The sequence below is a fragment of the Streptomyces sp. NPDC001315 genome, assembly GCF_042896175.1.
GTDB lineage: Bacteria > Actinomycetota > Actinomycetes > Streptomycetales > Streptomycetaceae > Streptomyces.
On the sequence record NZ_JBIAWZ010000024.1, the window covers coordinates 13,567 to 27,584 of the forward strand.

Here is a 14,018-nt window from a genome sequence, read left to right on the forward strand (position 1 = left end):
GCTGGAGCAGATCCGTCTTACGGCTGGAGCAGGTCCACCTTCACGTCCGCCGGGAATCCCGTCGTCGGGCCGACCCGGCGGGCGAACTCCGTCACCGCCGCCAGTTGCGGTCCGCCGAAGCGGAAGTCGAGCGTCGTGAAGTACTTCTCCAGGGTCTGCTCGTCGAAGGCCTCCCAGCGGGCCGCCTGCTCGGCGACCTTGCCGACCTCCTCCAGGGAGAGGTTGCGGGAGGCGAGGAACGCCTCGTGCACCTGGCGCGTGATGACCGGCTCACGCTCCAAGTAGTCGCGCCGGGCCGCCCAGACCGCGAAGACGAACGGCAGGCCCGTCCACTCCTTCCACAGCGCGCCCAGGTCGTGCACGGCGAGGCCGTAGCGCGGGCCGTCCAGCAGGTTGGCCCGGAGCGCCGCGTCGCCGATGAGTACCGCGGCCTCCGCCTCCTGCATCATCAGGCTGAGGTCGGGCGGGCAGGTGTAGTAGTCCGGCTGGACGCCGAAACGATCGGCCAGGAGCAGCTGGGCCAGGCGGACCGAGGTGCGCGAGGTCGAGCCGAGGGCGACCCGGCGGCCGTCCAGCTGGTCCAGCGGCACCTGAGAGACGATCACGCAGGACATGACGGGGCCGTCGCAGCCGACGGCGATGTCGGGGAAGGCGACCAGGTCGTCCGCGTTCTTGAGGAACTCGACCAGGGTGACGGGCCCGATGTCGAGGTCTCCCTGCACCAGCCGCTCGCTGAGCTTCTCCGGGGTGTCCTTCGTCAGCTCGAAGTCGAGGAGCGTTCCCGTTCTCGCGAGCCCCCAGTACAGGGGCAGGCAGTTCAGGAACTGGATGTGGCCGACACGCGGCCGGTTGCGAGAATTGTCCACATCGGGAGGCTAGACCCTGCCGCCCGGCGCGCAGCGGCCACCCCCGGCCGCCACGCCCGGCCGACGCCGATCACCCTCAGCCACCCCATCGCGACTCTCGGTCAGCGCCAGCCACTGCCCACCCGTCCCAGCCACTGCCCACCAGTCCCAGCCGCCCGCACCGTCCACCTCACACGATCGGATTCAAACGTCCGAGTGACGTGATCTTGACCTCTATTGCTTTCGGCTGCCCGCGTGCTAGGCTCGCCGCAAGTTGCAGTTTGGTTTCCCTTGCAGTACAGAGCCTGCGGAGCATGTGACCGCGGGCTCTAGTCGTTTTCAGACGTATGCAGTTGTGCAGCACAGTTTTCACACTTGCAGGGTTCTGGAGCAGGGCGACCCTTTGGGCCCAAGGAGGGCTTATGGCTACCGGAACCGTGAAGTGGTTCAACGCCGAAAAGGGCTTTGGCTTCATCGCCCAGGAAGGCGGAGGCCCCGACGTCTTCGTCCACTACTCCGCGATCAACGCCAACGGTTTCCGTTCGCTCGAGGAGAACCAGAACGTCTCCTTCGACGTGACCCAGGGCCCGAAGGGTCCGCAGGCGGAGAACGTCACCCCGCTCTAAGCCTCAGGCTCATCGAGCCCAAAGCTTTGATTCGGACTGGATAGCAGTACCCAAGGAGCCCCGCGCCATCCGGCGACGGGGCTCCTGCCTTTGCCCGCGCGAGACGCGCCACTACCCGGCCTGGCCCGACGGCCCGGAGCCCCGACCCGAGGCCGGGAGAAGGTCCGCACGTACTGATTCACCCAGCTCATCTGCAAGGGTGACGGCAAGTGCACCACCTGCGGCGGCTTCGGATTCCGCGGCTGGAGCGGAGCCAAGTGCGACAGCTGCGAAGGCAGCGGCGACCGCGAGGCGTGTGACGGCCGAGGCTGAACCACTGAACCCGGAGGGCAGGGGCCGGCGCCCTTGCCCTCCACTCGTGCAGGCCTCCGACGATCGAAGACGCGTGCGGAGGTTTCCACTCGGCCCCGCGTGAGCAGCGAATCAAAGCGGAGACCCCATGCGGTTCCCGGCTCGCGACGCGCGAGCCGCCGGCACCAGTCACCAGGAGACGAATCGATGCCTACGTGGTTGATCATCGCTGACGAGACGGTCACAGCCGATGGGGAAGCGCCTCTCAGGCAGATCAAGGTCATTAAGCCCGTGCCCGGGAACAAGTCCCGGGAAGAGGCGCTCGTCGAGCTGTACAAGACGGCCAAGAACCACGTGCCCGACTCCCTGAAAGGCACCCCACGCGTGGTGGGGCGGGACATCGACGGGTCCTTCTGGGTGATACCGAAGAACGGCAAGGGTCACGCTTCGTGCAACATCCGTCTCATCGAGCAGATATACCCCTGAGCTGTGCCGATCCCGTAGCCGAAGCCGAAGGCCTAGATGTGCTGCATGACGAGCGTGAAGGTCGTCCCCGGTTCAAGCGCTTCGTACGTGTGCGGCACATCCCCGCGGTAGGCCATGTAGTCACCGGGTCCCAGCTCGACCCCCTCCCCCCGCGGCCCCGCCTTCACCCTCCCGGCACCGACGACGATGTGCTCGACCGTGCCCGGGATGTGCGGATCCGAGTCTCGTACGGTGCCGGGTTCCAGCCAGACGTAGTAGATGTCGCGCCGCGCCCCCGGCGGGCTCGCCGAGAGCAGCGTCGCCGTGTAGCTGGACTGCTCGGAGTGGACGGTGGGCCCCTCGCCCGCGCGGATCACCTGCACCGCCGGGGCGGGCGGCTCCACCAGCACGCTGAACGGCACCCCCAGCGCCACCGCCAGCGCCCAGATCGTCTCCATGCTCGGATTTCCGCCTGCCGCCTCCAGCTGCGACAGGGTGGACTTCGCGATCCCGGCCCGCTTGGCCAGCTCGGACAGGCTCAGCCCGGTGCGGGTGCGCTCGCGCCGCAGGGAGGCGGCGATCCAGTCCAGCGGGAGCCGGGGCGGGGGCGAGGTCGGGGCCGGGGTTGGGTCCGGGCTTGGAGTATCGGACATGGCGTTCGCTCCAGAAGTACGATCGTTCGGCTTGACGAACCAGGATCCTGTTGTCCATCGTAGAAAACATGCGTTCGGCACGACGAACATCAGCCTATGTCCATGACCCCGAACTGCTCCGGGACGTCGCGCTCGTCTGTCTCGCCGGGGGTGTCGTCGGGGTCTCCTTCGGCGCGATCGCCGTGGCCGGCGGGCTGCCGGTGTGGGTGCCGGTAGTGATGTCACTGGTCGTGTACGCGGGATCGGCGCAGTTCAGCGCGGTCGGCGTACTGCTGGCCGGGGGCGGTCCCCTCGCCGCGGCGGCCACCGGCCTGCTGCTCAACACCCGCACGGCGGCCTTCAGCCTCGCCGTCGCGGACGTCATCGGCCGGGGCCGCCTCGCCCGCTTCGTCGGGGCGCATTTCGTGACCGACGAGACGGTGGCCTTCGCGCTCGCCCAGGCGGACCCGGTAAGGCGACGGGCGGCGTACTGGATCTCGGGGATCGGCCTGTTCGCCGTGTGGAACGCGGGTGTGCTGGTGGGGGCGCTCGCCGGGAGCGCGCTGGGCGACACCGACAGGTACGGCCTGGACGCGGCCTTCCCCGCCGTACTGGCCGCCCTCGTCGTGCCCGCCCTGCGCGAGAACGCGGGCGTACGGCGCTCGGCGGCACTCGGCGCGGCCGTGGCACTGGCGGCGACCCCGGCCGTCCCGGTGGGTGTGCCGGTGCTGCTGGCACTGACGGGGCTCTTCCTCTACGGCCGTAAGGAGGCCTCCGTATGAACGCCACCGTCGCCGTGATCCTCGCGATGGCCGTGGGGACGTACGCCTTCCGGCTGGTCGGGCCGGTGCTGCACGGGCGGGTCGTGCTTCCGGCGCGGGTGCAGGAACTGCTGTCGGCGGGCGCCGTCGTCCTGCTCGTCGCGCTGCTGGCGACGGGGGCACTGACCGAGGGCGGAGGGTTCGCGGGGTGGGCGCGGCCGGCCGGGGTGCTGGTGGGGGGCGTACTGGCATGGCGGCGGGCGCCCTTCGTGGTGGTGGTCCTGGGGGCAGCCGCGGCCACCGCCCTGCTGCGGGCGGTGATTCCGGGGGCGGCTTGACGGTCTTGCCCTCGCGTCTTGTGAAGTCAAGGGCCGTACACCGACCAGGACGACTTACGACTACTACGCCGTGTCGGCCAGGGCGGCGAGCGCGTCCTCGGCCGCGTCGAAGGCGATCAGGGCGGCCAGCGGGTCGGAGTAGGTGCGCAGCCAGGTGATCAGGCCGTCCTGGACCCGGGCGAACATGACGATGTCGAGGGCGAACCGCTTGCCGGTGGCCAGGATCCGGCCGTGGAGGCGGTATTCGGCGACGACCAGTTCGGGATCGTCGTCCGTGCCGTGGATGCGGACGTGGTCCAGGCTGTCGTGCTTCTGCATCGTGGCACCCAAGCGCAGATGGGCACGGAAGGCCTCCCGTCCCGGCTCCTGCGCGGGCGTGCCCGGCGGGAGGAAGGGCATCTCGAAGACGGCGTCGACGGCGAAGACGTCGGCCATCTCCTCGGCGGGGCCTTCGGCGGTGAGGCTGAGCAGGTGTCGGACGACCTCGCGCGGTGTGGCGGCAGCAGTCATGGAAGACTCCCCTCGAGACAAGCGGGGCGATGGCCCCGCTTTATCTTGAGAATATACGGGGCGCACGCCCCGGTTGCCAGCATGGTGGGCCAAGTTCCTTGAGAAGGAGGACGGTTGAGTTGAGTGCCGAGAAGCCACCGCGACCGCTGCGGGCCGACGCCCGCCGGAACCGGGAACGGATCCTGCGCACCGCACGGGAGGCCTTCGCCGCCGAAGGCATCGGCGTACCCCTCGACGAGATCGCCCGTCGCGCCGGTGTCGGAGCGGGCACCGTCCATCGCCACTTCCCCACGAAGGAGGCCCTGTTCGAGGCCGTCGTGGGCGAGCACCTGGAACAGCTGACGCGGGACGCCCGCGCCGCGCTGGAGGCCCCCGAGCCCGGACCGGCATTCTTCGGCTTCGCCACGCGGATGGCCGAGGAGGCCGGCGCGAAACAGGACCTGGCGGAGGCGGTCGCCAGGTCGGCCCGCTCCATGGGCGCTGGCACGGAGGAGTTGGCGGCCCGCCTGAGAGAGGTCTTCGCCGAGTTGCTCTCACGCGCGCAGGCGGCCGGAGCGGTACGGGCGGACGTGGACGCGGTCGACGTACAGGCGGTCGTCGTGGCCGCGGTGACCGCCGGTCGGCGGTACGGCGAGCACGGCGAGCACGCAAGGGCTCGGCGCCTGGCGGCCCTGGTCCTCGACTGTCTGCGGCCCGCCGGGGAGGGTCACTCCTGACGTGTGGCGCCCGGCCGGCTTCCCAGGACCGCGCGGCAGTCCTCCCAGGCAGGTTCGCTCAGCCAGGGGCGGAAGCGGGAGAAGAGGGTGAGGAGATCGGGGCCGTACCGGTCGCGGAACGCGGGATCGAGGCGGGCGAGGTCGAGTTCGTTGGCGGCGGTGAGTTCGGCGAAGTCCCGGCGCAACCGCGAGGGCGGCGTGTGGGCGTCGCCGGTGAAGCGGTCGTGGAGGGCGGAGGCGGGGTCCGCGAAGTGCGGGTACGTGGCCTTGCGGTCGCAGCTCGCGTAGGCGTGGACGATCGCCTCGGCCTCCGTGCCGATGATCTCGACGAGCTCGGCGCGACGATCGAGCGGCAGCAGCGTCTCGGGGAATCCGTCGGTGCCGTAGAAGGCGTGGCAGAGGCCGGCGAGCTGGAGGGCGGGGCGGGCGCCCCAGGTGGCGAGTCGGGCGCGTACGCGGTCGAGGTGGGCGAGGAGGGTTCCGCCGGGATGGGGGATGATTTCGGCCCCCAACTCCCTGAGGAGTTCGGTGGCTTGAACGGTCGAGGTCTGCACGGTCGGCGTCCTTCCGACGTTTCGGGGCGCGTGTCGCGTCGGGTCGGCACCCGCTCCGTCTCTCCGCCGGCGGAGAGACGGAGCGGGTTGCCGCCCTGGGCCCTGCGGAAATCGTCGTGCACGCGACTGAGCACAGTCAATCCTTGGGTTTTGTCATCAACTGCAAGTGTTAGCTTGGGTTTTGTGACCCTCGACGACCTGCGTGTGTTCGTGGCTGTGTGCAGGGCCGGAAGCCTCAGCTCGGTGGCCCGTGATCTCGGCTGCACCCAGTCGGCGGTGAGCCAGCACGTCAAACGGCTGGAGCGGGAGACCGGCGTCGCCCTGCTGGAACGGCAGCCGCGCGGCGTCGTGCCGACCCAGGCGGGCCGCGTCCTGGAAGCTGCGGCGGCCGAGGGCATCTCCGGCCTGGACCTGGCGATACGGCAGCTGCGGGACCTCGTCGACGGCGAGAGCGGCTACGTACGCGTGGCGACCGGGGCGACGACCGTACGGCACTTCATGTCGGAGGCGGTCGTCGCGTTCCGGCAGCGGCATCCGAAGGTCAACCTGGAGTTTCGTACGGTCAGTTCGGGTCGCGGCAGCTTCGACGCGCTCGCCGACGGCACGCTGGATCTGGCGTGGATCACTCTCGGCCCGCCGGTGCGGGGGATCGAGCAGCGGGCGGTGGTCGAGCTGCCGTGGGTGCTGGCGGTGCGGGCGGAGGATCCGCTCGCACGGCGGGCGGCCGTGGATGTCGGGGAACTGAGCGGCGTACGCCTGATACGACTGCCACCGAACTCCGCCTCCGCCGCCCATCTCGACGCCGGATGCGCCGAGTTGGGCGTCCGCTTCGCCTACGACACGAGCGTCGCCGACTGGGACACGGCACTGCTGCTGGCGGAGTTGGGTGTGGGGCGGGCCGTCGTCCCCGCCGTGCCCGGACTGCCCGTCCCCGGCGACGGCGATCTGCGACTGGTCCCCCTTCCCGGCCTGCCCCCGCTGCCGGTCGGCTGGGCCGTACGGCGGTGGGAAGCGCTCAGTCCGCCTGCACGGGCGTTCGCGGACACGGTCACGGAGAGCTGCCGACGGGGCGTGACCGGCGTGGGTCGCGTCCACAGACGTGGTGTACGGCCGCTGCCCGAGGAGGGGTAAAGCCGCCGGTGTTGCACATTTCCCAGATCTGTCACACTTGCGGCCGGTACACCACCTCCGTGGACCCGACCGCCGCGCTCCCACCTCGGGCAGTTTCCCTGCGAACGCGCTGATCGCCACGGTCGCGGCAAAGGCGTACGACAGAAGAGGCGTGCCCTTCCTCGATCTCACCCGCCGGCAGACACCCCCGCGACCCGTACCCCCTACTGCGGGTACAGCCCCTCCACCTCCCGCGAGAAGTCCCGCAGGATCGCCTCCCGTCGCAGCTTCATCGACGGAGTCAAATGGCCCGCCTCCTCCATGAAGTCGACCGGGAGGATCGCGAAGCGGCGGATGGACTCGGGGCGGGAGACGAGTTTGTTCGCCTCGTCCACGGCGCGTTGGAGGACGGCCGTCAACTCCTCGTCGCCTACGAGGAGTTCCGGTGGGACCGGGTGCTTGCCGTGCATCTGGCGCCAGTGGGTGATGCCGTCCTGGTCCAGGGTGATCAGGGCGGAGACGTAGGGGCGGCCGTCGCCCAGGACCATGCACTGGGAGATCAGGGGGTGGGAGCGCAGCCAGTTCTCCATGGGGGCCGGGGCGACGCTCTTGCCGCCCGCCGTGATCAGCATTTCCTTCTTGCGGCCGGTGATGGTGAGGTAGCCGTCGTCGTCGAGTTCGCCGATGTCGCCCGTCGCGAGCCAGCCGTCCGGGGCGGCGGGGACGACGCCGCCCGCCGCCGGGTCCCAGTAGCCGCGCAGCACGTGCTCGCCGGCCAGCAGGATCTCGCCGTCCGCCGCGATGCGCACGCGTGTACCGGGCAGGGGCCAGCCGACCGTGCCCAGGCGGGGCCGTAGCGGCGGGGTGACCGTTGACGCGCCTGTCGTTTCGGTGAGGCCGTAACCCTCGAAGATCTCGATGCCGGCCCCGGCGTAGAACGCGGCCATGCGGCGGCCGAGCGGGGAGCCCCCGCAGATGGCGTAGCGGACGCGGCCGCCCATGGCATTGCGGATGCGGCGGTAGACCAGGGGGTCGTAGAGGGCGCGGCCCGCCTTCAGGACGGCGGAGGGGCCCGAGCCGGTGCCCGTCTGCTTGGCCTCCAGTGCCTCGCCGTAGCGGCGGGCCACGGACACCGCGCGGTCGAAGGACGACAGCCGGCCGCCCGCCTCCGCCTTCGCGCGCGCGGTGTTGAAGACCTTCTCCAGCATGTACGGGATGGCCAGCAGGCACGTCGGCCGGAAGGCGGCCAGGTCCGACAGCAGGTCCTCGGACTTCAGGCTGGGGGCGTGCCCGAGGCGGACCCGGGCGCGGACGCAGGCGATCGCCACCATGCGGCCGAAGACGTGGGACATGGGGAGGAAGAGGAGGACGGAGACCTCCTCGCTCATGCCCGCCTTGAAGATCGGGTAGAGGAGCTCGATCGCGTTGTCGATCTCGGCGAAGAAGTTGCCGTGCGAGAGTACGCAGCCCTTCGGGCGGCCCGTCGTGCCCGAGGTGTAGATGAGGGTGGCCAGGGTGCCCGGGCCCAACATCCCGCGCCGTACCGCCACTTCCTGGTCGGGCAGGTGGGCGCCCGCCTCCGCCAGGCGGTCCACGTGTCCCTTCTCGATCACCCATACGTGCTGGAGGTCGGGCAGATGCTCCAGTTCGGGGCCGAGGGCCGCCGCCTGGGCGACCGTCTCGGCGACCAGGGCGACCGCGCCGGAGTCGTGAAGGATCCAGCGGGTCTGGAAGACGGAGGAGGTGGGATAGACGGGGACGGTGACCAGGCCCGCCGACCACGCGGCGAAATCGAGCAGCGTCCACTCGTAGCGCGTCCGGGCCATGACGGCGATCCGGTCGCCCGGCACCAGGCCCTCCGCGATCAGCCCCTTCGCCACCGCCTGCACCTCGGCGGCGAACTGAGCCGCCGTCACATCCACCCACCGCCCGTCATCCAGCAGCTTGCGGCTGAGGACCACGGAGTCCGGCGCGGCGACCGCGTTGTCGAAGGGCAGGTCGGCGAGGGAGCCGTGGGTCACCGGGTGGGCGAACGGCGGTACGTACGCCTCGCGTACGGCACCGTCCAGCCGCCGCGTCTCGGGCTCCACGAGCGTGGGCCCTCCGTCGTCGTAGTCGGCGGAGGTCGGGTAAGGAGTGGACACGGGCGGCTCCTGGGGCGTGCAGCGGCGACACTGCTTGCTGCATACGTACGTGCCTCGCGCACCGAGGCGTTCACCGGCGGGCACCCGCAGAAAGGGGGTTACCGGGAGTCAGGTAGGGGATCGTACGGGGCTCCTGTGGCGGGCCTGTGCGGGTTCGGGGATGGTCCGGAGCCAGGGGTGTGCAATGTCGGGGGTTACGTGAGAAACGTTCACGTCCCGCAGACCTCACCTCCGACCTAGGCTTACCTCCGGTAACCTTACTCCAGGGTAAGAAACCGACCGAGCCAGGAGCTGGACCTGATGACGACCTCCGGGGCCTGCGCGTCCACCGTCCTCACCGGCTCCCCCGCCCTCACGCCCCTCCTCGCCCGCGGCGCCCTCCTCTCCCCCTTCAAGCGCCCCCGCCCCGATGCCGTCTTCCCCCGCACCCGTCTGGTCCTGCCCGGACTGCACGTCGACCTCGCGCGGCTGGCCGCGTACGAGCGGGTGTGCGGCTTCGCCACCGGCGACGACGCGCTGCCGATCACCTACCCGCACGTCCTCGGCTTCCCGCCGGCGATGCGGCTGATGAGCGGCCGGGACTTCCCCCTTCCGCTGCTCGGCCTGGTCCACACGTCGATCGAGATCACGCGGTACACCGTCCTGCCGGCCACGGGCGCGTACGAACTCACCGTGTACGTCGACCGTTTGGCCCCGCACCGGCGCGGTACGGAGGCCACCGTGGTGACCGAGGCGCGGCTCGGCGGGGACGTCGTATGGGAGTCGCGGAGCACGTATCTGGCGCGGCATCGCACGGACGGGCGTACCGCCCCCGAGCCGCCGGTCCGGGCGCGGCGGCCCCTGCCCGCCGTCGCGGAGTGGCGTCTCGCCGCCGATGTCGGGCGGCGGTACGGTGCCGCCTCCGGCGACCGCAACCCCATCCATCTGCACCCGCTCACCGCCCGCCTGTTCGGCTTCCCACGGGCCATCGCGCACGGCATGTGGACGGTGGCCCGCTGCCTCGCCGCGCACGGCACCCCGCCGGCGGCTCGCGTGCGGGCGGATTTCCGGGCGCCGGTGCTGCTGCCGGGGACGGTGGAGTACGCGGCGCGGGGCGGGCGGTTCGAACTGCGGGGGGCGGCGGGGCGGGTGCATGTGAGCGGGGGCGTGGACCCGCTGACGTCCGGTTGGCGCGATCGGGCACCGCGCCGAGCTCCGGAGGAGAAGGAGCGACCAGGGCCGCCGTAGCGCTCCCCGCGGCGGTCGCCGGCCGGCTCTAGGACCTGTCCTGGTCGGGCTCCGGGGGCGACCAGGGGCGTCCCTCCATGAGGTTGCCCAGGCCCGCCCAGGCGAAGTTCATCAGGGTGGCCGCCGCCTGCCGGGCCGAGACGCCCTCGGTGGCGTTGGCCCAGGCCGCGAGGGACTCGGCGGCGCCGACCAGGGCCTCGGCGAGTCCGGCGACCTCGCGCTCGGGGAGGTGGGGGTCACGGTGGGCCTCGCGCGCCGCCACCACGATCAGCTGGGTCACGAACGCGACGATCTCCTCGCGCATCGCGGTGACCTCGGCGGCGAACCGTTCGCCGTGCGTACGGGCCTGGAGGTGCAGCACGGACCAGGCGTCGGGGTGCTGCGCGGTATGGGTGAAGAACGCCCGCAGCCCGTCCCAGAGTTGGCGGTCCGCGCCGAGGCCGGGCCCTACGCCGGACCGCACGGCCTCGGTGAGCGCGGCGGCCTCGCGGCGGATGCAGGCGGCGAAGAGGTCTTCCTTGGAGTTCAGGTACAGATAGACCAACGGCTTGGAAACACCGGCGACTTCGGCGATCTCGTCCATCGACGCGGCCATGTAGCCCCGCTGGCCGAAGATCCGCACGGCGGCGTCCAGCATCTGCTGTTCACGGACCGCGCGCGGCATCCGTTTGGTCTTCACGGCACCCATGGGGGCAAGACTAGGGGGTGCCGTACGAATCTTTCCCAGGTCGCGCCGCGAGGCGCGCTACGAGGCCTGCCCCTGCGCCTGCGCCTGTCCCTGCGCCTGACCGTGCCCCTGCGTCCGGGTCGCGTCGTCCTCGACGTCCTCCTGCGACCGGTTGGCGTCGATGTTGGCCTTCATCCGGTCCACCTTCGCCACGACCTGCACGGAGGCGCGGTCCCGCTCCTTGCGCAGCAGCACGAAGCTGATCGGCGCCGAGAGCACCAGGGCGAGGAGGGCGACCCACATGATGTTGGAGTCGCCGAGGCCGCGCGGGACGACACCGGAGTAGACGAGACCCGAGACGACCACGAAGCAGCCCACGAAGATCCCGAGGCGCATCAGCGTGTAGCGGAGCATCTCAATCCACTCTTCCGTTTCGAACGGTTCCGAACGTTCCCAAAGGGCACCGTCCAGTGAAGCACGCCCGGCACCCGATCTTGCACGCGGGTGCGGGGACTCAAGTCAGGGGGAGCAGCATGGTGATGTCGTCCCGGTCGTCCCCCGGCGCGACCCGGATCGCGCCGGGCACCCGCCCGACCTCCTTGTAGCCGCAGGAGCCGTAGAACCGCTCCAGGCCGTTCCCGCCCCGGCAGGTGAGCCGGATCGCGTCGATGCCGTCGAAGGCGCGGGCCTGGTCCGCGGCGGCCGCCAGCAGATCGCGGCCGTACCCCTTGCCCTGGTGGCGCGGATGCACCATCACCGTGTACAGCCACACCCAGTGGGTCATCAGTCGGTGTGCGTTGAAGGCGAAGAACGCGGTCGCGGCCACCTCCCCCTGTTCGTCGCGCCCGACGAGCAGCCGGGTGCGGCCCTCGGCCATCCCCACGAAGTGCTTGACGAGCTCCGGGCGTATCTCCTCCCGCGCCACCGGCGGCACGAAGCCCACGGAGCCGCCCGCGTTGGAGACGTCGGTCCACAGGTCGAGGATGCCGTCACGCAAGGCGGGATCGACGGCGGGATCGAGGGTGAAGGTAAGGGGCATGGCCGCAGTGTATCTATTACGAAAGCGGCTGACGGAAGCGGCTTACGGAAACGGCTCGGAGAAGAGGCGTACGGAAGCGGCGTATCCACTTCGCCTACGCCAGGATCCGCGCCGCGACCTCCAGATCCGCCACCAGCCCCCGGTACGCCCCCTCCCGGTCCTCCGCCCGCAGCACCGACGAGGGGTGCACGGTCGGCACCAGCCGTTCCGGCCGGCCGTGGATCTCCCGCTCCAGCACCGTCCCGCGCGCCTCCGTGACACGGAACGACGACCCCAGCAACGCCTTGCCGGCCGTCGCGCCCAGCACCACGATCAACTCGGGTTCGACGACGGCCAGCTCGGCGGCGAGCCACGGCGCGCACGCGGTCATCTCCCTCAGGGAGGGCGCCTTGTGGATGCGGCGCTTACGGGGCTCGGCCTGCGTGAACTTGAAGTGCTTGACCGCGTTGGTGACGTACGCCTCCCCCGGGTCGATGCCGGCCTCGGCCAACGCCCGGTCCAACAGCTTCCCGGCCGGCCCGACGAACGGCTTCCCCTGCCGGTCCTCCTGGTCCCCGGGCTGCTCTCCGACGAGCATCACCCGGGCGTCCGCGGCCCCGGCGCCGAACACGGTCTGCGTGGCGTTCCGGTGCAGCGGGCAGCCCCGGCAGTCGGTGGCGGCACGGCGCAGAGCGGCCAGGCCGCCACGGGCCGGGACGAAGGGCTCGGCGGTGTAGGCGTCCTCGGGGGCGGTCGCACGAGGTGCGGTGGTACGGGGTGCGGTGGTACGAGGGTTCACGCCCGCCGAGTACCCCCGCACCCTCGGCCACTCACACGCGCATGGGCTGCGGCGACTCCCGGCGCGCCGGGTCCGGGCCGTCGTACTCGCGGATGATCTCGTAGCGCGTGTTGCGCTCCACCGGGCGGAAGCCCGCGTCGCGGATCAGGTCGAGCAGGTCGTCGCGGGTGAGTTTGTTCGGCGTGCCGTAGTTGTCGGCGTCGTGGGTGATCTTGTACTCGACGACCGAGCCGTCCATGTCGTCGGCACCGTGCTGAAGGGCGAGCTGGGCGGTCTGCACGCCGTGCATCACCCAGAAGACCTTGACGTGCGGGACGTTGTCGAAGAGCAGCCGGGAGACCGCGAAGGTCTTCAGCGCCTCGGCGCCGGTCGCCATCTGCGTGCGCGCCTGGAGGCGGTTGCGGACCTTCCCGTCCTTCATGTCCACGAAGTCGTGCTGGTAGCGCAGCGGGATGAAGACCTGGAAGCCGCCGGTCTCGTCCTGCAGCTCGCGCAGGCGCAGCACGTGGTCGACGCGGTGGCGGGGCTCCTCGATGTGGCCGTACAGCATCGTGCACGGGGTCTTCAGACCCTTCTCGTGCGCGAGGCGGTGGATGCGCGACCAGTCCTCCCAGTGGGTGCGGTGGTCGACGATGTGCTGCCGGACCTCCCAGTCGAAGATCTCGGCGCCACCGCCGGTCAGCGACTCCAGACCGGCGTCGATGAGCTCGTCGAGGATCTCGGAGGCGGTCAGCCCGGAGATGGTCTCGAAGTGGTGGATCTCGGTCGCCGTGAAGGCCTTGAGCGACACGTCCGGCAGGGCGGCCTTCAGCTCGCGCAGGGAGCGCGGGTAGTAGCGCCAAGGCAGGTTCGGGTGGAGCCCGTTGACGATGTGCAGCTCGGTGAGGTTCTCGCCCTCCATCGCCTTGGCGAGGCGGACGGCCTCCTCGATGCGCATCGTGTACGCGTCCTTCTCGCCCGGCTTCCGCTGGAAGGAGCAGTAGGCGCAGGACGCGGTGCACACGTTCGTCATGTTGAGGTGACGGTTGACGTTGAAGTGCACGACGTCGCCGTTCTTGCGCGTCCGCACCTCGTGCGCGAGGCCGCCGAGCCAGGCCAGGTCGTCCGACTCGTACAGCGCGATGCCGTCCTCACGGGTGAGCCGCTCACCGGCCCGGACCTTGTCCTCCAGCTCACGCTTGAGCCCGACATCCATGCTTCTACCTCTCCCTGTTGGACGAACCCTGCCAACCGTACGCCTAGGTCCTGTCGTCAAATTCCCGTCGTCCGCCCGAAGGGCGGGCAGGGCAGGCGGGAATTTGACGACAGGGCCTGG

General features: G+C 70.7%; 17 protein-coding genes. 7 read left to right on the forward strand and 10 right to left on the reverse strand.

Going from position 1 to position 14,018, the window contains the following annotated elements; all coding sequences use genetic code 11:
- Nucleotides 1–17: 17 nt before the first annotated feature.
- Entirely contained in the window at nucleotides 18–866 is an 849-nt protein-coding gene (locus tag ACFY16_RS36905; protein ID WP_390651586.1) for a menaquinone biosynthetic enzyme MqnA/MqnD family protein, read from the reverse strand.
- 401 nt (nucleotides 867–1,267) lie between these two features.
- On the opposite strand from ACFY16_RS36905, the gene ACFY16_RS36910 reads away from it, so the two are divergent.
- Entirely contained in the window at nucleotides 1,268–1,471 is a 204-nt protein-coding gene (locus ACFY16_RS36910; RefSeq protein ID WP_351143185.1) for a cold-shock protein, read from the forward strand.
- 498 nt (nucleotides 1,472–1,969) lie between these two features.
- Nucleotides 1,970–2,248 carry a hypothetical protein gene (locus ACFY16_RS36915; RefSeq protein WP_390651587.1) on the forward strand — a complete coding sequence of 93 codons (279 nt, stop codon included), beginning with the start codon at nucleotides 1,970–1,972 and terminating at the stop codon, nucleotides 2,246–2,248.
- 32 nt (nucleotides 2,249–2,280) lie between these two features.
- Here ACFY16_RS36915 and ACFY16_RS36920 read toward each other — a convergent pair whose 3' ends face one another.
- The gene (locus ACFY16_RS36920) at nucleotides 2,281–2,880 is read right to left on the reverse strand and encodes a helix-turn-helix domain-containing protein (protein WP_390651588.1); all 600 of its coding nucleotides are present in this window, start codon (nucleotides 2,878–2,880) and stop codon (nucleotides 2,281–2,283) included.
- Between the two features lie 68 nt (nucleotides 2,881–2,948).
- Between ACFY16_RS36920 and ACFY16_RS36925 the strand changes: the two genes are divergently transcribed.
- Nucleotides 2,949–3,641: an AzlC family ABC transporter permease gene (locus tag ACFY16_RS36925; RefSeq protein ID WP_390651589.1), complete on the forward strand. Its 693-nt coding sequence runs from the start codon at nucleotides 2,949–2,951 to the stop codon at nucleotides 3,639–3,641.
- Nucleotides 3,638–3,958: an AzlD domain-containing protein gene (locus ACFY16_RS36930; RefSeq protein WP_390651590.1), complete on the forward strand. Its 321-nt coding sequence runs from the start codon at nucleotides 3,638–3,640 to the stop codon at nucleotides 3,956–3,958. Before ACFY16_RS36925 ends, ACFY16_RS36930 begins: the two co-directional genes overlap by 4 nt.
- A gap of 63 nt (nucleotides 3,959–4,021) precedes the next feature.
- On the opposite strand, the gene ACFY16_RS36935 is transcribed toward ACFY16_RS36930, so the two are convergent.
- The gene (locus ACFY16_RS36935; protein WP_390651591.1) at nucleotides 4,022–4,468 is read right to left on the reverse strand and encodes a nuclear transport factor 2 family protein; all 447 of its coding nucleotides are present in this window, start codon (nucleotides 4,466–4,468) and stop codon (nucleotides 4,022–4,024) included.
- 119 nt (nucleotides 4,469–4,587) lie between these two features.
- On the opposite strand from ACFY16_RS36935, the gene ACFY16_RS36940 reads away from it, so the two are divergent.
- On the forward strand, nucleotides 4,588–5,184 hold the full coding sequence (locus ACFY16_RS36940; RefSeq protein WP_390651592.1) for a TetR/AcrR family transcriptional regulator: 597 nt from the start codon (nucleotides 4,588–4,590) through the stop codon (nucleotides 5,182–5,184).
- Here ACFY16_RS36940 and ACFY16_RS36945 read toward each other — a convergent pair.
- A complete protein-coding gene (locus tag ACFY16_RS36945) occupies nucleotides 5,175–5,738 on the reverse strand; it encodes a DUF6817 domain-containing protein (RefSeq protein ID WP_390651593.1) in 564 nt (187 codons plus the stop codon). The two genes, ACFY16_RS36940 and ACFY16_RS36945, sit on opposite strands and share 10 nt — an antisense overlap.
- Nucleotides 5,739–5,921: 183 nt before the next feature.
- Between ACFY16_RS36945 and ACFY16_RS36950 the strand changes: the two genes are divergently transcribed.
- Complete coding sequence (locus tag ACFY16_RS36950; protein ID WP_390651594.1) at nucleotides 5,922–6,869, forward strand: LysR family transcriptional regulator; 948 nt, start codon at nucleotides 5,922–5,924, stop codon at nucleotides 6,867–6,869.
- Nucleotides 6,870–7,072: 203 nt separating this feature from the next.
- On the opposite strand, the gene ACFY16_RS36955 is transcribed toward ACFY16_RS36950, so the two are convergent.
- The gene (locus ACFY16_RS36955; protein ID WP_390651595.1) at nucleotides 7,073–8,992 is read right to left on the reverse strand and encodes an AMP-dependent synthetase/ligase; all 1,920 of its coding nucleotides are present in this window, start codon (nucleotides 8,990–8,992) and stop codon (nucleotides 7,073–7,075) included.
- A gap of 300 nt (nucleotides 8,993–9,292) precedes the next feature.
- On the opposite strand from ACFY16_RS36955, the gene ACFY16_RS36960 reads away from it, so the two are divergent.
- Complete coding sequence (locus ACFY16_RS36960; RefSeq protein WP_390651596.1) at nucleotides 9,293–10,219, forward strand: MaoC/PaaZ C-terminal domain-containing protein; 927 nt, start codon at nucleotides 9,293–9,295, stop codon at nucleotides 10,217–10,219.
- A gap of 28 nt (nucleotides 10,220–10,247) precedes the next feature.
- Here ACFY16_RS36960 and ACFY16_RS36965 read toward each other — a convergent pair whose 3' ends face one another.
- The 5 genes from ACFY16_RS36965 to mqnE all read right to left on the reverse strand — a co-directional run bounded on the left by ACFY16_RS36965 (nucleotide 10,248) and on the right by mqnE (nucleotide 13,898).
- Nucleotides 10,248–10,907 carry a TetR/AcrR family transcriptional regulator gene (locus ACFY16_RS36965; RefSeq protein ID WP_390651597.1) on the reverse strand — a complete coding sequence of 220 codons (660 nt, stop codon included), beginning with the start codon at nucleotides 10,905–10,907 and terminating at the stop codon, nucleotides 10,248–10,250.
- Nucleotides 10,908–10,964: 57 nt separating this feature from the next.
- Entirely contained in the window at nucleotides 10,965–11,300 is a 336-nt protein-coding gene (locus tag ACFY16_RS36970) for a DUF4229 domain-containing protein (RefSeq protein ID WP_390651598.1), read from the reverse strand.
- Between the two features lie 100 nt (nucleotides 11,301–11,400).
- On the reverse strand, nucleotides 11,401–11,925 hold the full coding sequence (locus ACFY16_RS36975) for a GNAT family N-acetyltransferase (protein WP_390651599.1): 525 nt from the start codon (nucleotides 11,923–11,925) through the stop codon (nucleotides 11,401–11,403).
- Between the two features lie 94 nt (nucleotides 11,926–12,019).
- A complete protein-coding gene (locus ACFY16_RS36980; RefSeq protein WP_390651600.1) occupies nucleotides 12,020–12,703 on the reverse strand; it encodes a UdgX family uracil-DNA binding protein in 684 nt (227 codons plus the stop codon).
- A gap of 31 nt (nucleotides 12,704–12,734) precedes the next feature.
- Nucleotides 12,735–13,898, reverse strand: coding sequence for an aminofutalosine synthase MqnE (gene mqnE / locus ACFY16_RS36985; RefSeq protein ID WP_351143161.1), 1,164 nt, complete (start codon nucleotides 13,896–13,898; stop codon nucleotides 12,735–12,737).
- Between the last annotated feature and the right edge of the window lie 120 nt (nucleotides 13,899–14,018).